The following is a 22739-nucleotide window of genomic DNA, read 5'->3' as shown; positions in this document are numbered from 1 at the left end:
TTAACTGTTAAAATAATCCTAATTCTAGTGAAGGGGCGTTCTAATGAAAGCAAAACAAGTCATCTACATTCAATTTGCTGTCATTACTTTACTGATTCTAATTACTATTTTTCAGTACAATAGAATTACAGATTTTAAAAGTGAGTTAGGTTACACTTTTCAACGGACTGTGAGGGATACCCTATTTCTGCTGGAATATGATGGCGATCCAAATATTTGGGTCAAAAACTTGCAAGAAAAAAATGGGGAATTTGCATTAGCTTCTCACATTGGAGAATTAACTCGTCTAAGCAGACAATACCATATGATGAATGGGAAAATATCAATGATTGGAGTAATGCTAGATTCCCTGGCTGATGAATACCATCAACTAGCTGTAAATAAAGAAAATAATGTGGATTACTCTCAGAACAAAGAAGAAGTTAATCGCAAAAAAGACTTTCTCATTCCATTATTAAATAAAGTAGACTCAATATCCGGTGAAAACGAAAGAAAATATTATAAAGAATTCACTGACTCGGAATCTAAAACGTCAAACCTTGTGTGGAGGGAGTACAAGAAATATGAAAGAGAAGATTGATTACGTCATTCGCAAAGAAGAAACAGTTGATTTCACTGGGATTAGAGAAATCAATCTACAGGCTTTTGGGAATGGAGAAAATGAAGCTAATTTAATTGAACTTATTCGTAATTCGGAGAACTTTATCCCTGACTTAAGCCTCGTAGCGGCTAATGGTGATGGTGAAATAATCGGACATATACTTTTTAGCATCATCCATCTTGTTACCGACCAAGGAATTGTTCCTACTTTAGGTCTTGCACCAATGGCGGTGAACCCAGGTTACCAGAATAGCGGAATTGGTTCCTCCCTTGTCAAAGAAGGAATCAAAGCATGCAAGGCTTTTGGATATGATCATGTATTTGTTCTTGGTCATCCGAACTTTTACCCTCGCTTTGGATTTTCACCATCCAGCCAATTTGGAATAAAAGCCCCTTTCCCTGTGCCTGACGAAGTATTTATGGCTCTTGAGCTAAAGAAAGGCTCATTAACTGGATTAAAGGGAAAAATTGAGTATCCGCCAGCTTTCAATGCAGTGAGTTAATTGTTTTGTATTAAAAAGTAAGGAGAAATGGATTAATTCCTTTTCTCCTCACTTTTTTTGCATTAGATCATAAAAGGTCATACCAATAGCCAATCCTAAGGGTATTCCAAAGTCCAGAATATATAGCCTTTCTGGTCTAAAAATATAGTTAAGAGTCCATGTTACCACCAATAAGAATGCAAACGTCCCCACGAATATCAATAACCGTTTTTTTATATCGGTTAAAGGCAATCTCTTAATGTTCATAATGACGTTAAACATTTGAAAGAGCGTAAATAAAAGCAAGAATAAAACAAACCCGATTACAAATCCAAAGGAATATGGCGTATCTTTATCTGTTAATATGATGTACATCGTAACAATCAGGCCTATCAGGAACATAAGATAAAGAGTGATTGTAATCCACTTTTGTTTTTTAGTGTTCAATGCAATTCCCCTATTCCGCGGAAAGCAATACAGATTCAAGAAGATCAACCTGCTCTTCATCTTTTAACCTTCCATAACCCTCATTTTCTTTTTCACTTATAATCGCGGCCGTTTCGCCTTCAAACCAAATCCGATATTGGTACAATCTTTCCGGCATATTCTTATCTTCTCTGATGAAGAATGACGCTAGTATATCCTCTTTCCTGGACATTTCAGCTTCTGTTCTTGGTGACCATTTGACTTCATCAAAGGCTTTCTGGATTTTCATCAGCCTTTCCTTTGAGGCAATGATTTTTTCTTCCCCACCATTTATGCCTTCTTCAGTCAGTATTTGCACATCGATTCTGGTCAACTCAGGCTCAAAATTAGCACAGCCTGCTCCAAAAAGAATAAGAACAAATAAGCCAATAATAAATTTTCTCATCTCAATCTCCAATTCTATTCATATAACTACTTTTTCTGGAAATCAATCAGTTGATAGTTTTCTTCAGACATTTCTTCAAGGGAAGTAATCACTTCAAGAAACCGATTGTACAAAACCTGGATTTCAGGCTGTTGGTCTACTGAAGAAACAGTGTCAGTATAGCTCTTCTTATCCTGATAAAAATGTATTTCCTGCCAGATTTCCTTATCGTCCTTGCATTGCAAATACAAAGTCTGTTTCTGGATAAAACTTGAATACATTCGTTCGGCTTCATTTTGTATTTCGAGGTATTCCTGCTCCTTACCCGGCTTTAAGCGGTATCTAAATATTTTTACAAACATGTTCCTACCTTCTATCTTTATTTACTTAGTTGAAGACGAATCCAATAGCACAGCATCCCTTTACATCAATCATATAAATCTCCCATATTGTTGGTTAAGGTCACATTGTTTTCCTGGAGTTTTTCCATGATTTTAAATTTATTGTTCTGTACCTTGGTGTTATAGGGCAGTTCGACTACTTCTCCAGATTTAGTGATCAAAGTCAGATGGTCAAGAACTGTTACTCCGTTGCTCTTCACAAAGATCTCTTTGGCTTCTTTGATATCGTTCCAATAGTATGAGTCAATTGTGTTGAACGTTTTATGGTCATTAAAATGCATACCCTTATCATCAAGGTAGTAATAGTTAGACACACCAAACAGGAAAAATGGAATGCTGCCTAAGATAAGGAGAAGTGAGACCCACTTTAGCCCTTTCCAATCAAACTTCCACCGTAAAAATAAATGCAGCAATAAAGTTACCGCGACCCAAAGCATCCCGAACATGAAAAGTATATAAGCAGAAGGTGGCGTAACGTAAAACCATTTATCACCTGACAGATAAAGATAATCCTGTATAAAATAAACGAAAACGAGTGGCATGAACAAACTGCTGATGATTATTATAATCGCTGATACGAGGATAAGATTCGATGTATTCTCTGAATTGAAACTTGAACGCGACATAACTTTTCCCCCTTTTTGCTTTATATTAAGTACTACGCAAGTTAGGAGAGAAGGTTTCAAATAATCTGACAATTTACATCCAAACGTTCATTGCTTCTTAAAATGCCTTTCCATCGGCTCCTTACTATGTGTGTAGCCATTTCTTCTATAAAACTCAATGCCTGCATCACTGGGCCAGACGATGATGAATTCGAACTTGTTTTCCTCAGCCCAATCATTGATACATGATAGCAGCTTGCTGCCTATCCCTTTTCCCCTATGTCCCGGGATAGTATATACATTTGTCATATAAGCAAACGGATTTGTGGTTCTGCCAGGGCGGGGGACCTTTTGGATCAATTCAATATAGATATGGGAAACGATTTCTCCGTTATTTTCGGCAACCCAAACAAACCACTTCCCACTGCGTATGGCAGTTTCGAGAAACTCTCTGCATTCATTTCCAAAGGAACCATACTCCACGCCCTCCCCCATTTCAGGGTAATCTTCAAGTGTGAAATCCCATCTCATTTTAATTAGTTGATCAATATCGGTTTTCTTGGCTAATCGAATTTGCATATCTTCCTCCGTTGATGGATTTTCTGATTACAATCCATTTTATCTGCTAATCTTTCGCTTTCTCGCCATAAAGTAACTCATCCCAAAGGGAATCAATGGGACCAGGGCTATAATCCTGAGCCAATTCTCTGCTCCTCCAAAATAAAGGGATGGAAGAGTAACAGCAAGTCCGCTCATAAGAAGCAGCTTCCAAGATTTATAGATCAAGCCGCCAATTAACAGGAAGCCAAACGCTACTATCAACAGCCAAAATATTGTTCCAGCCATGCATCTTCCTCCTAAAAAACTTCATGAGTGTTTTTTTTCAAAGCACCTAAATCATATAAAATTCCAGCATCGCTATTCTCACACCACATTTCTTTAACCTTACTGCCTTCAAATACAAAAATCATGATGCCTGTCTCTTTTACCCGTTGGTTTTCTGACGGAATATCAAACCAGCCACCTTTATAAGTCATCCAGCCAGTGTAGCGCACCACCAGCTTATTTCCCTGCTCAATCAAATCCTCAAGTACCCAATCATCATCATGAAAAACAGAGCGATACCATTTCATGAAATCAATCATAGAGTCCCTGGTGTTTTCGCCATTTCGCGAATGGTAAATAAAGTCCTCTGTAGTAAGTTCCTCAATCACACTAAGATTCCCCTGTGTAAAATATTCATTGAACCATTTTTCAACCACTAATCTCTTATCAAGACTAATCATATTCCCACCCCTAAAATCATCATAATCACTTGTCCAGCAGCCATAGGCCACCAATATTAATCCCGCTGAATTCCTTTACATTGCCGTCTTCATCTTTCAGGATCAGCTCTCCTCGGGCAAAAAGCAGATACCAATCAAATGAAAAGTCTTGTATTGAGTATATTTTAACTTCAGTCTCCAGGTTACCCTCTACTATAACCTCAGAGACTTTCACACATTCAATTCTTAAACATTTGTATTCTGTCTGCTCGCTGACGTATTCGATGAAAGAGTCATAATCGTTTGGAAGGCTGTTGCCCAGGAAAGCTATGATTACCAGAAGAACAGAAATAATCGATGATTTATCAAATTTCAATTCAATAAGCAATAATCCCAATGTTATAACTGAAAAGAAACTAATCCATAGCATCAATCCTATGTCAAAGAACATATTGGCAAAATAACCGTTAAACGCAAGGAATAACAAATAGCGAATAACACGCGCAATGGGTCGAGCTTCCATTTTATCAATGATTTCCTGCTCCAACGATAATGTCTCTTTACTAAAATACAATTGATAGACGGAATATAAAATGGCCCCCGCCATAAAAACAAAAGAAATAATCAATGAACCGTCCATACTGCCACCTACCCATTCATTTTCATAGCTATAACACAAGACTGAACCACCGGCCATGGCCATCGGTCTCCCCGATTGTGTTCAAGCTTTCCTTACGATCTAGATAATAATCCAGATGTAGCTTTGCATCATAAATATTATTGTATATATGAAAAATTGTCCTTCGTTGTCCAATTTCTTTTATGTACTCCAAAAGTTTCCTTTTTTTATTTACAGACATTTGATTAGCAACATGGGTATGGAATACACAAATCACCTGGTCTTCCGGAATTTCGCTTGCCAGGGACCTGAGCATCTCCACTCCATCACCTTCTATTAAACGTAATGTTTGATTGCTCACATAGATCGCTGCTTTTTCAAATAACTTCCGTCTTTCAAAATGTTCTGGCCAGATCAATGCCTTTAGCCATAAATAATCCTCTTGATTTCTAACATCATTTATATGCAGGTCGACTCCTGTTCTTGTTGCAACATCAAAATGGTGCAATGTATCCAGGAGCGATTTATCTCCTCTTATTTCTGAATTCAGATGAACTTCCGAAAGAGAGTTACCGAAATTCTCAACTGTGCCATATGTATAACTATATTTGTCAACAAATAACTGCAGGCCCGCACTCGTTCCGATTTCAATCAATGCCAATGGCTTTTTGGTCAATTGAGAAATGCGGCTGAAAATAGGATAGAGGTAAGAACAGCGCCTGACCTCATTTGTCTGGACAATCTTGCTTTTTATCAACTCGATGATCTCAACAGAATATGTCCGGCAAAAATCAATGAAAAAAGGATATGCTTCTTCTGCAGGAAGAGGTTTTTCCGTCAAGCTTGGATAGAACTCTGCAAGAGGATGATTATATCCTTTCATTAATAGATAGTGTACAGCTCCAAAATATAGATTTGGGACAGGTTGTCCTTCTCTCGTTTTCCCTGCAAGATCAAGCATTAAAATATCCTCAGCTATTTTAGAAGAAAGGAATTCATATAGCGGACTGGACCCCCTGCATTCAAGGACTGCAAATCTTTTGAACTTTATAGAAATATCTTCAGACATAAACATCACCTAATCCTTTTAAACAACTCCTTGATACACACTAGAAACATATAAACAAACAACACAGCTGCCATCACGAGGAATAAATAGTTACCTATTATTATCTTCGTAGGGTTCTCCTGCGGACTCACTAATCCTAATTCAAACGGAAAAGCATCATCCAAAGGTGTCAACCAGGTGTTCTGTTCAATGATCGGCAGCGGAAGTCCCAGTCTGTGCCTTGTCAAGTCATAATCAGAGGTTACAACGACAGAGTCAAAGAAAGGAGTTATAGAAATACCGATCCAACCAATCAAAAAAGATATGGCAAATAATCTGTTACGTTTTAACATATTAGTCCCACCATAGTGACAATTTTCTTGTGCCTTTGATTTCTTCCATTAAATCATTGATGCTTCCCGTCCCCTGTTCTACAAGGTCAGGACAGAATTCAGCAATTTCTCTGGCAAATGAGTTTAGCTCTTTGCCATTAGGTAAAACTTCAAATTCCACTTCCACCCAGTCATAGGAAGCGCCGATGATGATGAAAGGATAGTTTCTATACCATTCCTTCAATTCAGAAATAACACTACTGTTGCTAATATCGTAATTATCTCCATTCGTCTGCTGGATCTTCAGGATTTCAAACTGATCTAATCCAGGGATCATGGCGACTTTTTCTCGATTGGAATCGCATATAAAGGCCAAATAGTTTATTGCCTTAAGTTCCTCCCTTAGTTCCAAAGCCAACAGTTCCGTTTCATCTTGTTTGCATTTCACACAAACCCCTGCAATTTTGACAGGTTTTTCAGAATACAAATCTTGATTGTAAAAAGGAAGCAACCTACTGTTTGAATACCTTTTAACGATTGTCATTGCTTCTTCTGAAATACTGCATTCTTCTATCTTGATTTCGGCTTCCTTACTTTTGCCAAAGCTTAATAGCTTCTTCAAATTCATTGCCCATCACCTGCAGATTCTTTCAACAATTCAAAATATGAAATGACCAAATTGGCCTTTTCTTCAGGTCTGAGCTTTTCCATGTAAAAATCCTCAGCTTTCCAGTATCTGTTTCTGAACTTTTCTATGTTCTCCTGAGTTTGACTGTTTTCCCTGCCAAACCTAACATCTCGGGGACAGTCTATAAAAACGGTATAATCTAGATACGATTTCCATTCTTCTCTCTGAAGGAAAATCCCTTCGACGATGATGATCTCTTTATCAGCCAAATTCAAGGTCTTATCAATATACTGATCCTTTTCAATATCATAATAGGGCAGTTCAATTTCTTCAGAGTGAATCAGATTTTCAAACAATGTTTTCCTTAGCCTCTCTATATCCCACTGTAAATAGTAATACTCATGCCATTCCTCGCAGCCAGTATTGTATCTTTTGGATCTTTCAACAATGTGGTCATCCAGATGAATTGCAATGCCTTCAATCTCTCTTTCCGAAAGCATAGAAAGGAGCATATTCGTTAAAGTTGTCTTCCCTGACCTGCTGAGACCATCTATGCCAAAAATAAATCGTTTATTTTGACGAACATCCAGATTGATTTGTTTCAATAATTTATTAAATGCTTCCATCTAACCAACCTCACACCTCAACTTTGCAAAACATCTTTACTTATTCGCTAAATCAGCATTCATTTCCTTTTTCAGGCAAAAATAATACCGCCTTGTACCGGCGGCATCATATAAGCTGGATTTTACTCGATATCTTCTCAACTTCTTCAATGCTTTCCTTTAACCAAACAGGAGCATTTGGATGGGCAAAGATTTCTTCCGCTGCCATCCAGTATACAGCAGTAACTTCATCTGGACTTTTGGCAAACGGTTCTCCCGTCTCAATCTCACAATAAAAAACCAGATCGAGGACCTCCCTTCCATCTGGAAGAATAAAAGATGTATTGCGAACATAGGTGACTTCATCCTTAATTGTAATCCCTACCTCCTCAAAGAGCTCCCGCTTCAAAGTTCGTTCAAGCAAGTCTTTTGAGAATCCCTCATTTTCCACCGTACCGCCGATAAGTGACAAAAGGCCTCCAGCATGTTCCTCTTTGGAGCTCCTTTCAATGATCAGCCATTTTCCGTCTCTGGAAATGGCCCCTTCAACATTGATAACAAACATGGTTACCCTCCTGTTCAATTGCCCTTTTCCACACATTGATTCCATTCATTGAGACCGATTCTTTATGACAATAGGCCTGTAACTTTTTCCAAAGGTCTCAAATATTAAATTTTACCAAAAAGTTACACATAGTATTTACCATTAAAATATACTGAAAATTCGATAAATTTACACATGCTTTTCCACCATTACTACTTGTATAATAGTAATACACCTAGAGTTACCTGAGGTCGACCAACAAAAATCTGGACTTTAGGAGAGTGATGAACATGTTAGAAAACATTATTTTCGCACTGGTCATCGGTGGATTTGTTGGACTGACAGCACATGTAAGAAGACGTGGCAAAATCATCATGCCGAGAAGAACAAAGAAGTTCATTTACCTAGGTTTCTTTGAAGAGATCCTTACAGGATCATTGGCCGCCGCTCTTTTGGTGGTCTCATCCGAAGCTGATTCACTGCTAAGAGTTTTTTTGATGTCAATCATGGCTGGCTTCGGGGGTGATGCCTTACTAAGAGGACTTGAATTATTTCGAATAGGAAACAGTAGTCAGGTCAGGGAGGATATTGGGAATGAAAAGACCAACACCTCAGCCTAAAAGAAAGAAGTTTGCTAAAGACATTGGTCAAGCAGCTTCCAGAGTGCTTGTTTTTTTTTGATGAAAAAGAAGTTGGGAAACTTATAAACCAACTCCTTCCCCTCAAACATTACCCTTCCTATAAATAAATCCCTTTTTAAGCGATAACCGGAATATTGATTATCAGTTCAGGTTCATCTGTTAAAGGATCAAAGCTTCCTGGATACTCTTCCAGATGCTCTACTTCACCCTGTTTTAATGAATAGCCATTCTGTTTGATCCATGCGTACAAGCCTGTATATGCCTCATGCACTGCTGTCCCCTTATATTCTGTACTGGCAAAAGCATAGGCGGGAACCGTAATTAATTCCATTTCTTCCGGCATAGCCGTCGTATCTTCCACTTCCAAAGCCAGATAATATGTAAATCCAGTTTTGTTGATGTGATAAGAAAGCCCAAGAATGTTTTCTGGATTTACAGCGTATTCTATTTCATTTCTCCTTTTGAGAAATTCCTTATGAAAGCCTTTAATTTCTCCCTTGGCGGCCTGTTCAAAAGTGCCAATCCATTTGACTCCTATAGCCATGAATGCTTCTTTCTTTACCAGCTTTGCTTCCATTTCTAACCCACTCCTTTTTTTCATACATTTTTAGGAACAGTCAGGGAAAAGTAAGGTTAAAAATAATGAGGAGAAACATGATGGACCTTAAACTTTTTCAGCTAATCAACAGACTTTCTGGGCGCGTATCACCGGTGGATCAAGTGATGATCCTTATTTCTAATCGTGTGCGCTATGCTTATCTTTTGATTTTGATATTGATGCTGTTTAAAAACAGATTGAATAAACAAATTGCACTTGAAACAGGCATGTCAGTAGCCATTAGCTTCATTTTACACTTCTTCATCCATATATTTTATTTTAAACCTCGTCCTTTCATGAAGCGACGTGTCGGAATCCTTATTCCTTCAAAAATGGATTCTTCCTTCCCCAGCAAGCATACTATGCTCGCTTTCGCTGCTTCTACCACTGTAATGATGTTTCATCGAACCCTAGGTACAATCATGATGTGGATGTCAACGCTAACCGGCTTCTCCCGCGTATGGGTTGGTCACCACTATCCATTAGACATCATCGGAAGCGCTATTCTTGGCTCATTGACAAGTGTGGCAGCGCGTATCATTTCATTCAGTAAATTCGGGACCAAACCTGAAGCCAACTAACAACCTCTTCAGTTAGAACGGACACTTTTTCGGGATTTCCTCTCGTTTCTGTCCGTCATAGCTTTAATGATGGACACTTTTTCGGGTCTTCCTCTTATTTCTGTCTGTCATAGCCTTAATGACGGACACTTTTTCGGGATTTCTTCCTATTTCTGTCCGTCAGAGCATTGATGACGGACACTTTTCCCGGTAATCCCTCTATTTCTGTCCATCATAGAATTGATGACGGACACTTTCCCAGAACTTACACTGATATTTGTCCGAAGTATCAGTGTACCTCGGCCTTAAGGGTGTAGGCAGCCAATTGCTCTCCCCAGGGTGCTATTTCTGTCTCCAAAAATCCGGCTTTCTTATAGACGGCTCTTGCCCCACCATTTTCCATATGATAGCCAATCATGACCAATGGGATTTGGGCTGTGTTCCTTCTCTTAATCTCTTCGATTACTAATTTTACTGCTGCGTAGCCATACCCTTTTCCTTGATGCTTTTCATCGATCATCAAGCGAAAAATCCAATAGTTACCGTCATCTGGGTCTACTCCAAACATCGTAAACCCGACCATTTGGTCTCCTTCATAAATGCCACACGCTATGAACTGATCAAGAAATTGGACTTCTGCGATGGAATATAGGTTGGAGGCGATAAAATCCTTTTGCTTTTCCTTCACCTTCAATTGTATGGCCTCTTCCCAGTTATCCCTCGTGATGAGTCGTAAAGTCAACTCCATAAAAATATCCCCCTACCCCTTCTACAAAATCATCATTCTGAACCGATGATGTTATTATAAAGACTGCATGTAAGTATTTAGCTAATTTTACCATCTGGTTTTCTATAAATAAATCAATTTATATGTAACTTTTGGTGATGTTAACTGTCTATGTTTTCCAGAGAGAGGGGGATGGAATGTCAGACCCAAGAATTGAATTATACGAGACCTACAAGAATGCTATTTTCTTGTACCTGTATCGCTCAACTTTAAATGAGCATATTGCCGAAGATCTTACCCAGGATACATTTTTGAAGGCCTTTCAATCACTTTCAAGCTTTCGTAGTGAGTCCTCATTGAAAACCTGGCTTTTTAAAATAGCAAGAAACACATATATCAATTTCAGCAAGAAGAAACAAAACAAAATGGAATACCAATCGGATTTGATTGACCAGCAAAAGTTTAATCAGCCAGATCCATACAAACGTTCAGATGATCAACATCAAATTGAGCTGACATTACTGAAGCTGCAGGAAAATTACAGAACGTATATCATCCTGCGAGATGTCAATGGCCTTTCATATGAAGAAGTTGCTGCCATAACAAACGAATCAATCGGACAGATGAAGGTTGGACTATACAGGGCCAGGAAAAAATTCAGGGAAATCTACCGTGAAATGGAGGCTAGAGAATGATGCTGGAGCATGATGTTGTCCAGGATTTATATCCATTATATGTGGAAAATGACTTAAGTCCTTCGGTAAAAAAAGCAGTTGATGAACATTTGACTGAATGCAAGGCATGCAAGAACTTTTACGAAACAGGAGAGAAGTCATTCCCCATCAACGAAATAGAAGAGCCTGCAGCACCACAATCACTCGATGAAAAAATTGTTCTAAGAATGAAACTGAATCGAGTTAGAATTATTTCTGTTGTTCTTGCGGCAATTATTTTTACAATGGTTTTCACAGATTACATCAATGAGCGTGAACAATTGTTCATGGCAGTAGATGAATACTATGCTTCCATCGACCACTTTACAGGGGCATTTGAAATGATAAAAAATAAGGAGCAAATTACTCTTGATCCGTTCCAGCAGCTAAGTCACGAGTTTTTTGAAACCAATGCTAAACTAGAAGAGCACATGAACTATATTGAGCAGAAGAGCAAGAACTCTACTGAGTTTAGTCTATCGCTTGACACCCAAAGACTGAACTCAATGGCCGAAGTCATGAAAATCCGCTATGATCAGGGCAGATGGTCTGAAACAGATGAAGAAGCCTTCAATGCGATTAAGGAATACTTTAGTGAACATCATGAAATCGTTGGTGAGCAGTATAACAAAACTCACCATGGATACAGTTCATACCTGCATATTTTAGATGTAAAAAAGATGGATAAGTTTTACCAAAAAGTCAATACATTAACCTATAGCTATACTCGATTTCATAAAATGCCAGATCAAGTGAAGCCGATGGCAGAGTCCGCTTTGAAAAGCAGGATTGCCAATGTCCTGGATCTTGATCCAAAAGATATCAAGCTGAAAAAGGAAAGCCCGGTCAATGACATGTATGTCTACCATTTTGATATTGGCAATGGCTATGGTGGAGATATTGATGCTATTACCGGCCAAGTCACTAATTATATGGGTAATACCGGACCACTAAGTGATGACTCAATCATTGATCAAAAAGAGGCTGAAACCAAAGCCAGGTTTTACTTAGAAAGATTTTATGGGAAAGGTATCAACCTCGAACTTGTGTCTTTAGGCTTTAATTTCAACTCGTTTGCAGATGATCCTCGATATAAGGTATACAGCTTCAAAGCTGTGCCTAAATTAGACGGTTATACATTGTATACTCCTTTAGAAACAGAGACCATTTTACATTTGAATGCCAGGAATGGTGAACTTGAAAGCTTTGATCACAATCGTCATGTTCCTTCTTTTGAAACAATGGATCAAGTAGACCTCGCAGTTTCATCTGGCAATATTGATAACCAACAGAAAGTAGTCATTTACTCAGCTTTGACAGGCAATTTCGAACTAGTCTACATGAAACCGGATTTAGAATACTTCCAGGAAGATAAATTCATTTCTGCCCAAACGGGACTTGAAGAAAAAGTCTATATAGATGCATTTTAAAATTAAAGGCTGCCTGTAAAATGGCAGTCTATTAATTTGTCCTATGTTCTTCCTTATCAAGGTCAAGGTTAAAAGCGGATTCCTACTTAACAAAATATTATTATTCATACCACCTATGGATTTGAGGAACCCTTCTTTACTTTTCCTTACTCAATCGCTCAACCTCTTTTTCCAGAAAATCCAGCCTTCTATGAATCCTGTAAAAGATAGGCAAGTATGCTATGATTACAATGAGCAGCCATCCCATTTTTCTTCCTCCTAATAAAATTTATTTATTATTACTTCTTTGTCTAGATTCTTTATCCTCTTTAGATGTAGGAAATATGCATTTATTTGAATAAAAAACGTCAATTTGTTACATTTAGTAAAGATTAAGTTTCACCTATCTGCGTGTTGTTAATTAAAATTAAATTAAATAATCAGGGAGTGTACATAAAATGGAATCAACCTTTAACCAAAGAGATGAAGTGACCGATTTCATTAAAGCCAATAGGGAACTTTTTGAGCAGCACTTGTTGTCGGAAGCAGTGAATGTTGCTTCTAAAATCAATGAGATTCTCCAAAAAGGAAATATTGATCTTTTAAAGAACGCTGAGAAGTTAATTGTTTACATAGTGGAGCAGCAGGAAGAGAACCTGGTTGCTTTTGCAGAACAAGAAGGGATTGCTTGGGCAGAACATTCACTGACTGTTGCTTTCAAGCTGGAGTGGATTCAGGCCATCCGTCGAACTTTATGGCACTTCCTAAACAAATATGATCAATTGCATAATAGATTTTCTGACCGCGAGGAGTTTTTCCACCTTGAAAAGAGGATCAATGACCAAGTAGACCAATTCCTGAATACCTTCTTCCTGACTTATACAAAGTACAAAGACGAACTGCTTAACTCGCAAAGGAAATTGGTTGAACATTTATCTGTTCCGATCATTCCAGTCAGTGCCACGGTTGCTGTTCTGCCACTAATCGGCATGATTGATGACTACAGAATGCATATTATTGAAGAAAAGATCCTAATGGATATTGCAAGACTTAAGGTCCAAACCTTGATTATGGACCTTTCAGGGATTGCGGACATGGAAATGAATGTCATTTCCCACTTCCAAAAAGTATTGAGTGGTGTTTCCATGATGGGTTCGAACGCAGTAATAACTGGAATGCGCCCTGAACTTGTAAGAAAAATGATTCATACAGGAATCACTTTTGACCAAAAGGCAGAAACCAAAGGTACATTACAGCAAACATTGAGGTCTTATCTGGATAACGAGGCTGCTAAATAAAGAAGTAAAGCCCCTATTACAATATAGGGGCTTTACTATTGCCTATAAATATCTCTTGTCGAGCTCAGACACCAGTCTATTATTTTCATCAATATCGTGATGGATTCCATCTATTTCAGAAGAAATATTCATTTCTTGTTGTTTGACTGAAATGATTTTCCGTTGCTGGGTTTCTTGCTGTTCGGTGATTTCTCTGAGACGCTCCGCAAGTGAAATACTATCAGCCCTAATAGATAAGATACCCGTTGAAACCTTTTCGAGCTCTTTATTTTGGTATTTCACCTTCGTGTCTATCTGCTGCATAAGGTCGTCAAAGTCGGTGAAAGAAGAAAAACTTGAACTGATTTTGTTCTCTATTCCTTCTAATTGTGTAGATATATTTTGAGATGCTTCTGCAGAGGCAGCTGCCAGCTTGCCGACTTCTTTTGCCACCACAGAAAATCCCTTACCGTGTTCACCAGCACGTGCCGCTTCTATGGAAGCATTTAACGCAAGTATTTTCGTTTGTGCTGAAATCGATGAAATCGTAGAGCTGATACTGCCAATGGTTTTGGTTAGACTTACAAGTTCCTTTAACAATTCTGATGTTTGATTCATATGCTCGACAGCCTGCTGATTATCATTAATAACAGCAACAGAACCCTCTGCTACCTCTCCAATTGCTCCACTGTACTTGCTAATCTTTGATTCCATTTGTTCAAACACGGTGAAAAATTGAGTTAGTGCTTCTTTATTTTCAGTTAGTTCGTTCTCCAATTCGTTAATAGAAACTAAATTGTGATTCACACTGTGTTTAATCGTCTGGGTGGATAAGAAAATATCATTAAAGGTTTCTTTCATAGCACCAACGAATACATTTGCCTGACCACGCTCGTCTGCTTCCTCTCCATCAGAAGTTGATACATCGATTTCGTGGACGATATTCAAAATTTCATCCAAAGCTGGACGGTCAAATTGCGAATCTCCTATATAGCTGTAGCGAATCACATGGTTTTCGTCCAATACATATGTGCTAGGAATGGCGATCCGGAAACTGTCCCATTTTATGGGTACAAAAACCTCGTATTGTTTAATCACTGATCTCTTTTCATCAGAAAGAATCGGAATCTTGATGCCTTCCTTTTCAACATAATTCTGAATTCCGGTGATATTTTGCCCGGCAATTCCAAGGACCTGAATCCCCTTTTCTTTTAAGAAATCATATTGTTCATTCAGCTGGACCAGCTGATTCCGGCAGTTAGGTCACCATGTGCCCCTTAAGAAAACAATAATAATAGGCTGACCGGCGAAGTCTGATAAGCTGTATTTTGTATTATACGTTCCCGGTAAAGCAAAATCAGGTGCTGGCTTGCCTACGTTCAAACCTCTATTTGCCAAAATAATCTCTCCTCTAACAGCATAGTGTCAAAGATTATTATCGGCTTATCTAAAAAAATATTAAATACTTAACTCTCTAATCCGCTAAATCTGCAAAATTTCACGGATATCTTCTTCTGTCAGTGAAGCGGATTTTTTTTCTTCAATAATTTCTTCTATTATATTCCGCTTTTTATCCTGCAGCTCGTTCATTTTTTCTTCGATTGTGCCGCGTGCAATTAATTTAATGACCTGAACTATGTTTTTCTGTCCCATTCGGTGTGCCCGGTCAGCCGCCTGTTCCTCAACAGCGGGATTCCACCATAAATCATAAAGGATGACTGTATCAGCTCCTGTTAAGTTTAAGCCTGTGCCTCCTGCTTTCAGGGAAATAAGGAAAAAATCCCGTTCTCCCTCATTGAACCTTTCACAGGTTTCCACTCGCTCTTCAGGTGGTGTTTGACCGTCCAGATAAAAGAACGGAATTCCTTCATGTGCCAGCTCCCTGCCGATCAAGTCGAGCATTTTGGTGAACTGTGAAAAAATGAGCACCCTTCTGCCCGCAAACCTTGACTCCTCTATGATTTGTTTCAACTGTTCAAATTTTGCTGAGCTCCCCTTGTATCCATCTACAAACAAGGCTGGATGGCAGCATATTTGCCTCAATCTCGTTAATCCTGCCAAAATTTTAATCCGGTTTTTCCTGATGGTATTCTTGTCCAGCTGCTTCAGCGTTTGATGTCTAAGCTTTGCCAGGTATGCAGCATAAAGCTTTTTCTGCTCAGGCAGCAATTCAACTCTATCGATTGATTCAATTTTTTCTGGCAGTTCTCCAAGTACTTCTTCTTTTACCCTTCGCAATAAAAATGGCCGAATCCTGCGAGCGATGGTTTTGCTTGTCAAATGACTGTATTCCTTCAATCCTTGAAACAGTTCCGGAAAAACCACTCGAAAAATAGACCATAATTCCTCAGTCGAGTTTTCAATCGGTGTACCGGTCAATGCGAAGCGGTGGTCAGCCTGAATGTTCATCACCGCTTTTGCCGTTTGAGTCAGCGGATTTTTGAAAGCCTGTGCCTCGTCGAAAAACACCGTGTGAAAATTGATCTTTTCGTATAGGTGAATATCCTTGCGCAAAAGCATGTAGGAGGTAATGACAACATCAATACCCGAAATATCCTTTAAAAGCTTGGACCGCTCTGCTTTATTGCCGTCGATGATGATTGCCTGGATCTCAGGAGTGAATTTCATGAATTCACTAAGCCAGTTATAAACAAGGGATGATGGACAGACTATCAGGATCGGATGTTGCCTATCCCTCACATTGCGAAGTTCTGATGAGATATACGTAATGCTTTGCAGCGTTTTACCAAGACCCATATCGTCTGCCAGAATTCCGCCAAATCCGTAGCTAGCGAGCGTTTTCATCCATTGATAACCCTGTTTCTGGTATTCACGTAATATGGACTGCAATGATTCAGGGACAGCAAACTTCACCTTGCCAGGAGTACTAATTTCCTCGAGAAAATTCCGGAAAGATTCCTCTAATTGAAGAACAGCTCCATCCTCGAATGTCTCTATCAACTGCATACCCCGTATAATTGGGACATTCAACCCTTTTTCAAGATCCTCATCCTGTATAGGCCCTGCATTCAAAAAACGCTGGATCTCTTCCCATTCCCTTGTTTCCAGTGACATTAGTGAGCCGTTGCGTAACCGATAATACTTCCTTTTTTCCTCAAGGGCTTCGAGTATATCCCTGATCTGTTTTTCAGGAATGCCATCCATTTCAAATTTGAATTCAAGCCAGTTTGTCCGTTCTTTTTTCACCTTGACTCGAATCTGCGGCCGGACCGGCTCCCGGAATATTCGAGTCCTGACAGCTGTTGTAGCATAAATCTGCACAAGCTTTTCCAGTTTTGGCATAACATGATACAGAAACTCATATTCGAGCTCTTCATTATGTAAAAAATAACCTCCATCTGTTTTCGCAAATGAAGCTTCATCCAACAGCTCCAGGATCTGATCCTCCTTGACACTGTCCCTGATCAATAGAGAATTCACTTTCGGTTCCCTGTCTTCTAGAGGGTTAAACTCGATTTTCCCATATTGGAATTCGATTCCAGCCAGTAAACGGTTATTCACACGATCCAAAAATAGTTTTGCTTTGAATGGCTCCGTCAAAAATTGCTTCGTTATATCGCCGTCTATTTGAACTTCTCCAATACGGCGCAGTCCCGGCACGACTTTTTCTACAAAGAAGCCCATCTGATCATCTAAAATTGGTATGCTATCCGTTTTGGTTTTGGCAAGCATATTTTTCAGTTCGAATAATCTGCTGCAATCCTCTGTGCTGAGCTGAATCAATCTGGATTCCAACCAAACAAGATCATATTTATCCATCACAATGAGTTCAGAAATACCTGCAATTTTTAAAGAATAGTCTCTCTCTGTCATTTTTTCAAAATTGAACAAAAGTGGAAGTTTTTCTTTTGAAACTGAAAATGGCCCAGTGATCTTGCCTTCCTCAATAAACTTAACATCCTGAATATTTTCCAGCAGCGGCAACAGCCGAACCCAGAAGGATGTCGGAATAATTAATGTTGAGGTAAGAGTACCGTTTTTCGCCTCATTATCAGCGTCCTCGACGATTTGAATGAGGATGTTGATGATTGAATCAATATCATTTTGAAAGCAATGAAGCTGTGGATCGTAAGTGAATACTTCAGATAAATGTGCTGCCTCCCTATTTGCTATACTCAACAAAAACCCCTGAATATCCACGATTCCAATTGGACCAATGCTCATCGAAATACCCAGGAGCATTTCCCTGTCACTCATTTTGACAGGTTCAATATTGAATAATGTGTTCAGGATTTTTCTTGTTTCAAAGTGGAGCTGATGGCCGCTTGTCCTGCTAGGTCCTTCACTGAAAATAGTCAGCAGGCTTTCAGCCAGATCGCTTCCTTTATGTTTATCATTTTTATGTGCATGTGAAGTCCCTTTTTTTTGCTCGTCCATGATCGCAAGTAAGACTGCGGCCACATGCTGGCACTCATGCTTGACAGACGCCAGCTTTGGACAAGTGCACTCAGCTGCGAAACGGCCGTCCCCTGTTTCCGTGACCATAACATGGAATATATCCGCTCCCGTTACGGTTGCGCTAACCCGATCCACATTGTCATCAGTAAACTCAACTTTTCCCGCTCGGTAAAACGCATCCCCCCGCTTGAAGGAAACAGTTCCGCATAAATCTTTAATGTTTTTTTGACTTAGTATGATATCCATGGACTGCTCCCTCCTGGAAGATGCAATTCTCAATAATTATTAGTGTAGACCTTATGTACTCATTTGTTAAGCAGGAATGTAAAAAAGCATGGAATTGCTCCATGCTTGGAAGTTAAATATGCGGCCTGGAATGGATGATCGAGGCTAATTTTCATCTGAGAGCTATCTAAAAAGGGGCAACCTTTCGAAAGGCTGATCTAATCATCATCTTCCACAAAATGTTTAAGTGCAGATAGCTTATTATCCCAATATAATTCAAAAAATGAAAGCCATTCTTGCAATTCCTGAAGCGGTTCTGGCTGTAGGGCATAGCGAGTTTCCCGCCCAATTTTCTTACTAGATACCAGTCCTGCTTCAGATAAAACAAATAAGTGCTTATTGACGGCCGTCCTTGTAATCGGAAACTTTTCAGTTATGGAAGCAATCGGCATCTCCTTGTCTGCGAGCAGCTTCAGGATTTTACGGCGAGTTGGATCGGCAACAGCCTGGAACACATCATATCTCGCTTCTAAGGCTGTCATATTAACCCTCGATATAGGCTGGAAGTGCTTCGTTAACGATTTTATCCCAACCATTATCCATGATTCCCTGGATAATTGAATGAGGTTGTCCGAATTCAGTGACCTTTTCAGGATCCCATCCTGAGTGAATTAAAGTAAACTCCGTTCGGCCATCAAGTTCTTTCAATTCGAATAGAAGATGCCAATCTTTTCCCCAATCAAAACCGAGTCGATTCGGCGGCTCCAATTCTGTCACTTTGCATGGTGAATCTCCAAAAGGACCTGCGTGGAGGATGAACTCTTTGCCAAGTTCTGGCTCAAACGTATTCGGCATCCACCAGGCAGCAATGCCTTCTGATGTTGCGACTGCTTTCCATACTTTTTCGATCGGTGCATTTAAAATAATGGTTTTGCGAATTTCTCTTTGTGTTTCCATGTTTTTTGCCTCCATCAGTTAATAACACTATTTGGTGTCGCTTTTACAGTATATAACACCTTTTAGTGTCACGTCAATAAGATGGACCAGGCACTCTTTATAGTACCCGGTCCATCAGCGAAGATTAAATTTCAATAATGATTGGCAAAATCATCGGCTTTCTTCTAGTCTGTTGGAAAATATGCTGGCCCACTGCTTTTTTGATTCCTTGTTTAATGACATTCCAGCGATGTACATTGTCTTCTTGAAGATCGGTCACTGTTTTGGTCACCAATTTGTTCACATCTCTCATCAGGTCCTCGGAATTTTTCACAAAAACAAAGCCACGCGAGATGGTATCCGGACCGGAAATGATTTTCCGTTCTGCTTTGCTCAATGTCAGGACAATGACCAGCATTCCGTCCTCAGATAGCTGCTTCCTGTCCCTGAGTACGATTTCGCCTACATCCCCAACACTTACGCCATCAACGTAAGTATCACCTGCTGGGACATTTCGTGTCTGGCGCGCTTCGCCGTTTTCAATGTCAACGATATCCCCATTCCGAATAATGAATGTATTTCCTTTTTCAACGCCAACGGATTCCGCCAGCAAGCGATGATGATGCAGCATCCTATACTCCCCATGGATCGGGATGAAATATTTAGGCTTCATCAGGGTCAGCATCAGCTTAAGGTCTTCCTGGTAGCCGTGGCCGGAAACATGCATGCCTGTTGTGCTGCCGGAGCCGTAGATGACTTTCGCCCCGAGCTTGAACAAATTATCAATGATCTTGGAAACATCCTTTTCATTTCCGGGAATAGGCGACGCCGCCATGATGACGGTATCCCCTGGATAGATTGAGACATCGCGGTAATTACCGGAAGAAAGGCGGGAAAGTGCGGCCATCGGTTCCCCTTGGCTGCCAGTACACAGGATTGCTACTTTCCCAGGATCCAATTGGTCAACAACATTCGGCTGGATCAACATTCCTTCAGGGACATTTAAATAACCTCTTTCGATCGCAACATCAACCACATTAACCATGCTCCTGCCCAGTAAGGCAAGCTTCCTGTTCGTTTTGATCGCTGCCTCGACAACCTGCTGAACTCGGTTAACGTTTGATGCAAAAGTCGAAACAAAGATTTTCCCTTCTGCCTTCATGAAAGCTTCTTCAAGATGGCTGGCTACCATCCGCTCAGATGGCGTCAACCCGGTCCGCTCTGCATTCGTGCTCTCTGACAGCAGCGCAATTACACCTTCCGTTCCAATCTTCGCCATCTTATGGATTTCTGATTGTTCATCATTGGCGGGCGTCAAATCGAATTTGAAGTCTCCCGTATGGACAATACTTCCCTCAGGAGTATGGAACACAATTCCCAAGCAATCCGGGATGCTGTGGCTCACTTTGAAAAAAGAAACCTTCACCTTGCCAAAATCCAATTGTGAATCCGAGTTGATTTTATTGAGTTCAGTTCCTCTTAAAAGCTTGTGTTCACTCAGTTTGAGTTCAATTAAACCAAGAGTGAAATTTGTTGCATACACAGGTGCCTTCAGCTTTTTGAAAAAATAAGGGACCCCGCCGATATGGTCCTCGTGTCCATGAGTCACAATCAGTCCGCGGATTTTCTCTCTATTTTCTTCTAGATAAGTCATTTCCGGGATAATCAAATCGATACCCAATAAGCTTTCATCAGGAAACTTTCCTCCACAGTCAATCACAAAAATATCGTCCTCATACTGGACAACATACATGTTTTTCCCGATTTCATTGATGCCGCCCAAGGCGAATATAGATAAAGTCACGTCTTATCCTCCTAATCCGTAGTCGATTTTGTTAGTATTGCCCATTGATTTTCCGATTATTTGGTATCGCTGGGAAAAATGCATCCTCTAAAAAGAAACCCGAAAATTTTTTTGGCGATCATTTCATTTTATTGGCGATTCCACCAGTTTATTGGCGAAAAAATGATTTAATTGGCGATTTTCACATGTTTATTGGCGAACTGGAAAAAAAACTGGATTATTTCCAATTTCCCACACAAAAAAACCAACCCACTCCATAGCGAATTGGTCGTCTTTCCTTATTTTTCGATCCAAGTATACATATACTGGCCGTCTTCGATGTCCTTGGCTTTCTTCACCGTTTTCAACGGGCGGAATGTATCGATCATGACGGCAAGCTCAAGCGTTTCTTTTTTGCCGATGCTTGCTTCTGTCTTGCCCGGATGCGGTCCGTGCGGGATTCCGCTCGGATGCAATGTAATCGAACCTTCTTTGATTCCTTTGCGGCTCATGAAGTTTCCTTCCACATAGTACAGTAGCTCATCGCTATTGACGTTGCTGTGGTAATATGGAGCTGGAATCGCTTCAGGATGATAATCGTAAAGTCTTGGCACGAAGGAACATACCACATAATTATGGCCTTCGAACGTCTGGTGGACCGGAGGCGGCTGATGGATCCGGCCAGTAATTGGCTCGAAATCCTCAATATTGAACGCCCAAGGATACAAATAACCGTCCCAGCCGACGACATCAAGCGGATGATGGTTCAATACGTGGCGATGCATATGGCCGCGTGTCTTCGTGATCACCTCATGCTCCCCTTTTTCAGAGAAGGTTTCCAGCATTTCCGGCCCGCGAATATCACGTTCACAGAATGGGCTGTGCTCGAGCAGCTGGCCATATTCATTACGGTAACGTCGAGGAGTCGTGATCTGGCTGAACGATTCTACAATCAGCGCTTTAGTCATTTCAGAATCATCAGGGACCACTCGATATATTGTTCCAATCGGAATAACGACATAATCACCAGGACGATAGTTCAATGTACCGAACATCGTCTCCACCTTGCCGGAGCCATGATGGAAAAAGAACATTTCATCACCATCACCATTGCGGTAGAATTGCTTCATTGGTTCATTGATATTCGCAAACCCAATCAGAAGATCGTCATTACCGAGAATATATTCCCTTCCACTTAAGGCATCTCCGGTTTTCGAAATCTGGTCGGTAAGGAAGTGCCTGTGGTTCAGTGATTCCTGTTCCTCATATTCAGGCAGGTAACTGCCGATCAATTCACTTTTTACTACCTCAGTCGGCATATGGTGATGATAAAGGATTGACTGCGTGCCGGAAAAGCCCTTCGTCCCCATTACCTGCTCGCGGAAAAGAGAACCGTCTTCCTTTTTAAAAATCGTATGGCGTTTCTTCGGGATTTCTCCCAGCTGGCGGTAATACATATAAACACCTTCTTT

27 protein-coding genes are annotated in these 22739 nt (G+C 40.0%); 7 read left to right on the top strand and 20 right to left on the bottom strand.

Annotated features, from left to right (window positions below):
* Window positions 1-43 precede the first annotated feature (43 nt).
* Together LGO15_RS09800 and LGO15_RS09795 are read left to right on the top strand one after the other, a co-directional pair.
* The gene (locus LGO15_RS09800; protein ID WP_167832963.1) at window positions 44-580 is read left to right on the top strand and encodes a hypothetical protein; all 537 of its coding nucleotides are present in this window, start codon (window positions 44-46) and stop codon (window positions 578-580) included.
* Complete coding sequence (locus LGO15_RS09795; protein ID WP_226087442.1) at window positions 564-1103, top strand: GNAT family N-acetyltransferase; 540 nt, start codon at window positions 564-566, stop codon at window positions 1101-1103. Before LGO15_RS09800 ends, LGO15_RS09795 begins: the two co-directional genes overlap by 17 nt.
* 436 nt (window positions 1104-1539) lie before the next feature.
* Here the strand turns inward: LGO15_RS09795 and LGO15_RS09790 are convergent, their stop codons facing one another.
* From LGO15_RS09790 to LGO15_RS09735, 12 genes are all read right to left on the bottom strand, one after another.
* Window positions 1540-1953, bottom strand: coding sequence for a hypothetical protein (locus LGO15_RS09790; RefSeq protein ID WP_226087441.1), 414 nt, complete (start codon window positions 1951-1953; stop codon window positions 1540-1542).
* A 26-nt stretch (window positions 1954-1979) separates the two neighbouring features.
* Window positions 1980-2294, bottom strand: a complete 315-nt coding sequence (locus LGO15_RS09785) for a hypothetical protein (protein ID WP_167832960.1) — start codon at window positions 2292-2294, stop codon at window positions 1980-1982.
* Window positions 2295-2359: 65 nt separating this feature from the next.
* Window positions 2360-2959, bottom strand: a complete 600-nt coding sequence (locus LGO15_RS09780) for a hypothetical protein (protein WP_226087440.1) — start codon at window positions 2957-2959, stop codon at window positions 2360-2362.
* Window positions 2960-3046: 87 nt separating this feature from the next.
* On the bottom strand, window positions 3047-3517 hold the full coding sequence (locus LGO15_RS09775; protein ID WP_226087439.1) for a GNAT family N-acetyltransferase: 471 nt from the start codon (window positions 3515-3517) through the stop codon (window positions 3047-3049).
* A 39-nt stretch (window positions 3518-3556) separates the two neighbouring features.
* Window positions 3557-3784 carry a hypothetical protein gene (locus LGO15_RS09770; protein WP_226087438.1) on the bottom strand — a complete coding sequence of 76 codons (228 nt, stop codon included), beginning with the start codon at window positions 3782-3784 and terminating at the stop codon, window positions 3557-3559.
* A gap of 11 nt (window positions 3785-3795) precedes the next feature.
* On the bottom strand, window positions 3796-4224 hold the full coding sequence (locus tag LGO15_RS09765; protein ID WP_167832956.1) for an ester cyclase: 429 nt from the start codon (window positions 4222-4224) through the stop codon (window positions 3796-3798).
* Between the two features lie 25 nt (window positions 4225-4249).
* Entirely contained in the window at window positions 4250-4900 is a 651-nt protein-coding gene (locus LGO15_RS09760; protein ID WP_226087437.1) for a hypothetical protein, read from the bottom strand.
* On the bottom strand, window positions 4872-5897 hold the full coding sequence (locus tag LGO15_RS09755; protein ID WP_226087436.1) for a DUF2332 domain-containing protein: 1026 nt from the start codon (window positions 5895-5897) through the stop codon (window positions 4872-4874). Before LGO15_RS09755 ends, LGO15_RS09760 begins: the two co-directional genes overlap by 29 nt.
* A complete protein-coding gene (locus LGO15_RS09750) occupies window positions 5897-6223 on the bottom strand; it encodes a hypothetical protein (RefSeq protein ID WP_226087435.1) in 327 nt (108 codons plus the stop codon). The genes LGO15_RS09755 and LGO15_RS09750 overlap by 1 nt, the downstream gene beginning before the upstream one ends.
* Before the next feature lies 1 nt (window position 6224).
* Window positions 6225-6830: a DUF4253 domain-containing protein gene (locus LGO15_RS09745; protein ID WP_226087434.1), complete on the bottom strand. Its 606-nt coding sequence runs from the start codon at window positions 6828-6830 to the stop codon at window positions 6225-6227.
* Window positions 6827-7456, bottom strand: a complete 630-nt coding sequence (locus LGO15_RS09740; RefSeq protein ID WP_226087433.1) for a kinase — start codon at window positions 7454-7456, stop codon at window positions 6827-6829. Before LGO15_RS09740 ends, LGO15_RS09745 begins: the two co-directional genes overlap by 4 nt.
* 106 nt (window positions 7457-7562) lie before the next feature.
* Window positions 7563-8000: an NUDIX hydrolase gene (locus LGO15_RS09735; protein ID WP_167832950.1), complete on the bottom strand. Its 438-nt coding sequence runs from the start codon at window positions 7998-8000 to the stop codon at window positions 7563-7565.
* 269 nt (window positions 8001-8269) lie between these two features.
* On the opposite strand from LGO15_RS09735, the gene LGO15_RS09730 reads away from it, so the two are divergent.
* Window positions 8270-8599, top strand: a complete 330-nt coding sequence (locus tag LGO15_RS09730) for a DUF4257 domain-containing protein (RefSeq protein ID WP_167832949.1) — start codon at window positions 8270-8272, stop codon at window positions 8597-8599.
* A 136-nt stretch (window positions 8600-8735) separates the two neighbouring features.
* Here LGO15_RS09730 and LGO15_RS09725 read toward each other — a convergent pair whose 3' ends face one another.
* The gene (locus LGO15_RS09725) at window positions 8736-9197 is read right to left on the bottom strand and encodes a GyrI-like domain-containing protein (RefSeq protein ID WP_167832948.1); all 462 of its coding nucleotides are present in this window, start codon (window positions 9195-9197) and stop codon (window positions 8736-8738) included.
* A 77-nt stretch (window positions 9198-9274) separates the two neighbouring features.
* On the opposite strand from LGO15_RS09725, the gene LGO15_RS09720 reads away from it, so the two are divergent.
* Window positions 9275-9799 carry an undecaprenyl-diphosphatase gene (locus LGO15_RS09720; RefSeq protein ID WP_226087432.1) on the top strand — a complete coding sequence of 175 codons (525 nt, stop codon included), beginning with the start codon at window positions 9275-9277 and terminating at the stop codon, window positions 9797-9799.
* Window positions 9800-10067: 268 nt separating this feature from the next.
* On the opposite strand, the gene LGO15_RS09715 is transcribed toward LGO15_RS09720, so the two are convergent.
* The gene (locus LGO15_RS09715; protein WP_226087431.1) at window positions 10068-10526 is read right to left on the bottom strand and encodes a GNAT family N-acetyltransferase; all 459 of its coding nucleotides are present in this window, start codon (window positions 10524-10526) and stop codon (window positions 10068-10070) included.
* A 176-nt stretch (window positions 10527-10702) separates the two neighbouring features.
* On the opposite strand from LGO15_RS09715, the gene LGO15_RS09710 reads away from it, so the two are divergent.
* From LGO15_RS09710 to LGO15_RS09700, 3 genes are all read left to right on the top strand, one after another.
* Window positions 10703-11200, top strand: coding sequence for an RNA polymerase sigma factor (locus LGO15_RS09710; protein ID WP_226087430.1), 498 nt, complete (start codon window positions 10703-10705; stop codon window positions 11198-11200).
* Window positions 11197-12648 (top strand): zf-HC2 domain-containing protein, encoded by a 1452-nt coding sequence (locus LGO15_RS09705; RefSeq protein ID WP_226087429.1) that lies wholly within the window; start codon window positions 11197-11199, stop codon window positions 12646-12648. The genes LGO15_RS09710 and LGO15_RS09705 overlap by 4 nt, the downstream gene beginning before the upstream one ends.
* A 437-nt stretch (window positions 12649-13085) precedes the next feature.
* Window positions 13086-13925 (top strand): STAS domain-containing protein, encoded by an 840-nt coding sequence (locus tag LGO15_RS09700; RefSeq protein ID WP_226087428.1) that lies wholly within the window; start codon window positions 13086-13088, stop codon window positions 13923-13925.
* Window positions 13926-13967: 42 nt separating this feature from the next.
* Here the strand turns inward: LGO15_RS09700 and LGO15_RS09695 are convergent, their stop codons facing one another.
* From LGO15_RS09695 to LGO15_RS09670, 6 genes are all read right to left on the bottom strand, one after another.
* On the bottom strand, window positions 13968-15287 hold the full coding sequence (locus tag LGO15_RS09695; protein ID WP_226087863.1) for a redoxin domain-containing protein: 1320 nt from the start codon (window positions 15285-15287) through the stop codon (window positions 13968-13970).
* Window positions 15288-15386: 99 nt separating this feature from the next.
* Window positions 15387-18569: a DEAD/DEAH box helicase gene (locus LGO15_RS09690; RefSeq protein WP_226087427.1), complete on the bottom strand. Its 3183-nt coding sequence runs from the start codon at window positions 18567-18569 to the stop codon at window positions 15387-15389.
* A gap of 197 nt (window positions 18570-18766) precedes the next feature.
* Entirely contained in the window at window positions 18767-19090 is a 324-nt protein-coding gene (locus tag LGO15_RS09685) for an ArsR/SmtB family transcription factor (RefSeq protein WP_226087426.1), read from the bottom strand.
* A gap of 1 nt (window position 19091) precedes the next feature.
* Complete coding sequence (locus LGO15_RS09680) at window positions 19092-19505, bottom strand: SRPBCC family protein (protein WP_413231381.1); 414 nt, start codon at window positions 19503-19505, stop codon at window positions 19092-19094.
* Window positions 19506-19629: 124 nt separating this feature from the next.
* Window positions 19630-21288, bottom strand: a complete 1659-nt coding sequence (locus tag LGO15_RS09675; RefSeq protein WP_226087424.1) for a ribonuclease J — start codon at window positions 21286-21288, stop codon at window positions 19630-19632.
* A gap of 278 nt (window positions 21289-21566) precedes the next feature.
* Window positions 21567-22724 carry a homogentisate 1,2-dioxygenase gene (locus tag LGO15_RS09670; protein WP_167832939.1) on the bottom strand — a complete coding sequence of 386 codons (1158 nt, stop codon included), beginning with the start codon at window positions 22722-22724 and terminating at the stop codon, window positions 21567-21569.
* Window positions 22725-22739 lie beyond the last annotated feature (15 nt).

The sequence above is a fragment of the Mesobacillus sp. S13 genome, from assembly GCF_020422885.1.
Lineage (GTDB): Bacteria > Bacillota > Bacilli > Bacillales > Cytobacillaceae > Mesobacillus > Mesobacillus selenatarsenatis_A.
The sequence above is the reverse complement of the archived record's forward strand: the minus strand, read 5'-3'. Positions and strand labels throughout refer to the sequence as shown.

What these genes read in the sequence shown, in the direction of transcription:
- LGO15_RS09690 (WP_226087427.1), bottom strand. Translation starts at nt 18,569, where the DNA reads ATGGATATCATACTAAGTCAAAAAAACATTAAAGATTTATGCGGAACT.
- LGO15_RS09670 (WP_167832939.1), bottom strand. Translation starts at nt 22,724, where the DNA reads ATGTATTACCGCCAGCTGGGAGAAATCCCGAAGAAACGCCATACGATT.
- LGO15_RS09725 (WP_167832948.1), bottom strand. Translation starts at nt 9,197, where the DNA reads ATGGAAGCAAAGCTGGTAAAGAAAGAAGCATTCATGGCTATAGGAGTC.
- LGO15_RS09755 (WP_226087436.1), bottom strand. Translation starts at nt 5,897, where the DNA reads ATGTTTATGTCTGAAGATATTTCTATAAAGTTCAAAAGATTTGCAGTC.
- LGO15_RS09710 (WP_226087430.1), top strand. Translation starts at nt 10,703, where the DNA reads ATGTCAGACCCAAGAATTGAATTATACGAGACCTACAAGAATGCTATT.
- LGO15_RS09780 (WP_226087440.1), bottom strand. Translation starts at nt 2,959, where the DNA reads ATGTCGCGTTCAAGTTTCAATTCAGAGAATACATCGAATCTTATCCTC.
- LGO15_RS09705 (WP_226087429.1), top strand. Translation starts at nt 11,197, where the DNA reads ATGATGCTGGAGCATGATGTTGTCCAGGATTTATATCCATTATATGTG.
- LGO15_RS09795 (WP_226087442.1), top strand. Translation starts at nt 564, where the DNA reads ATGAAAGAGAAGATTGATTACGTCATTCGCAAAGAAGAAACAGTTGAT.
- LGO15_RS09785 (WP_167832960.1), bottom strand. Translation starts at nt 2,294, where the DNA reads ATGTTTGTAAAAATATTTAGATACCGCTTAAAGCCGGGTAAGGAGCAG.
- LGO15_RS09680 (WP_413231381.1), bottom strand. Translation starts at nt 19,505, where the DNA reads ATGGAAACACAAAGAGAAATTCGCAAAACCATTATTTTAAATGCACCG.
- LGO15_RS09800 (WP_167832963.1), top strand. Translation starts at nt 44, where the DNA reads ATGAAAGCAAAACAAGTCATCTACATTCAATTTGCTGTCATTACTTTA.
- LGO15_RS09770 (WP_226087438.1), bottom strand. Translation starts at nt 3,784, where the DNA reads ATGGCTGGAACAATATTTTGGCTGTTGATAGTAGCGTTTGGCTTCCTG.
- LGO15_RS09740 (WP_226087433.1), bottom strand. Translation starts at nt 7,456, where the DNA reads ATGGAAGCATTTAATAAATTATTGAAACAAATCAATCTGGATGTTCGT.
- LGO15_RS09765 (WP_167832956.1), bottom strand. Translation starts at nt 4,224, where the DNA reads ATGATTAGTCTTGATAAGAGATTAGTGGTTGAAAAATGGTTCAATGAA.
- LGO15_RS09735 (WP_167832950.1), bottom strand. Translation starts at nt 8,000, where the DNA reads ATGTTTGTTATCAATGTTGAAGGGGCCATTTCCAGAGACGGAAAATGG.
- LGO15_RS09730 (WP_167832949.1), top strand. Translation starts at nt 8,270, where the DNA reads ATGTTAGAAAACATTATTTTCGCACTGGTCATCGGTGGATTTGTTGGA.
- LGO15_RS09720 (WP_226087432.1), top strand. Translation starts at nt 9,275, where the DNA reads ATGATGGACCTTAAACTTTTTCAGCTAATCAACAGACTTTCTGGGCGC.
- LGO15_RS09745 (WP_226087434.1), bottom strand. Translation starts at nt 6,830, where the DNA reads ATGAATTTGAAGAAGCTATTAAGCTTTGGCAAAAGTAAGGAAGCCGAA.
- LGO15_RS09790 (WP_226087441.1), bottom strand. Translation starts at nt 1,953, where the DNA reads ATGAGAAAATTTATTATTGGCTTATTTGTTCTTATTCTTTTTGGAGCA.
- LGO15_RS09715 (WP_226087431.1), bottom strand. Translation starts at nt 10,526, where the DNA reads ATGGAGTTGACTTTACGACTCATCACGAGGGATAACTGGGAAGAGGCC.
- LGO15_RS09750 (WP_226087435.1), bottom strand. Translation starts at nt 6,223, where the DNA reads ATGTTAAAACGTAACAGATTATTTGCCATATCTTTTTTGATTGGTTGG.
- LGO15_RS09685 (WP_226087426.1), bottom strand. Translation starts at nt 19,090, where the DNA reads ATGACAGCCTTAGAAGCGAGATATGATGTGTTCCAGGCTGTTGCCGAT.
- LGO15_RS09775 (WP_226087439.1), bottom strand. Translation starts at nt 3,517, where the DNA reads ATGCAAATTCGATTAGCCAAGAAAACCGATATTGATCAACTAATTAAA.
- LGO15_RS09760 (WP_226087437.1), bottom strand. Translation starts at nt 4,900, where the DNA reads ATGGCCGGTGGTTCAGTCTTGTGTTATAGCTATGAAAATGAATGGGTA.
- LGO15_RS09700 (WP_226087428.1), top strand. Translation starts at nt 13,086, where the DNA reads ATGGAATCAACCTTTAACCAAAGAGATGAAGTGACCGATTTCATTAAA.